This is a genomic window from Alterluteimonas muca (genome assembly GCF_021191595.1).
In the GTDB taxonomy this organism is placed as follows: domain Bacteria; phylum Pseudomonadota; class Gammaproteobacteria; order Xanthomonadales; family Xanthomonadaceae; genus Luteimonas; species Luteimonas muca.
Genome location: NZ_JAIWPS010000025.1, coordinates 1 through 953 on the forward strand (window position 1 = coordinate 1; position 953 = coordinate 953).

Here is a 953-nt window from a genome sequence, read left to right on the forward strand (position 1 = left end):
AAGCCCGCCAGAACAGGCCGGAAACGGCCGAAATCCGACCTGAAATCGATGAAAATCGCTGCCCGACACAATATTGATGCTCGTGTGGCGGCAAAAGCAGCATCAGGGCGTGTTATTCAGATGATCCTTAGACCCTTATATGGAGATTTGTGTGTTTATAAAGTTTGCGATAGCGGCAGCGGTTGGTATGTTCTCGTTTTCGGCGGTAGCACAACCAGAGATCTGTGAGGAGATACGACTCATAGCCGAATCAGAGGCGGTAGAGGCTCAGCCTCCGTTAGGCCATCGAGTCAACGGAGTGGATCGGACGCACCTTCATTCAGCCCCATTCGCGTCCTGTAAGACCGCAGTGTTCGTTGTGCCAAAAGATCACCTGACCGCATACAAAAATTTCGATGATTGGTGGCTCGTCAACTACACCCATCCAGTAACTGGCGATGTCAGTGAGGGCTGGGTTAAGGAGGCTCGCCTTGTCTACACAGGCACAATGGGCCTTACAAACTAATGGCCTAACAAATCGCTCAAGCCGATGCCGCTTTGCGGCACGGATTAATGCAGGTGTTAGGCGCTCGGAGGCTTCATGGATGTCTTGATCCCAGCAATGATTGCCGGCGGCTTGGCGGGAGGCTTGGGTGTATTGATGCTGGGCTTGCTTATGCCACGCAGGTCCTGTCCTAGCTGTAACACGACTTTGCCGCGCTTCCGCAAGCCGTCAAGTGGGCGGGAGGCAATATTCGGGGGCTTATTTTGCCCATCTTGCAGTGCAAAGATTGCCCGCAACGGCAAACTCTTGCCAGACTAGCGGCGCTCGAGTCGCGCCTAACAATGGACCGCCCAGCCTTTTGCAGACACCCGCAGGCCATAATTCATGGCTACAGCAGAGGTGTTCATGAGCAGCAAGCGATACACGGATGAGTTCAGGGCGGAGGCGGTGAAGCAGGTGCTCGAGCGGG

Annotated in this window: 1 protein-coding gene; it reads left to right on the forward strand. The window is 54.6% G+C overall.

The features are described 5' to 3' along the window. Window positions 1-228: hypothetical protein (locus tag LDO11_RS15655; protein WP_232142351.1), on the forward strand; the 228-nt coding region annotated here is incomplete at its 5' end. Window positions 229-953: the final 725 nt, after the last annotated feature.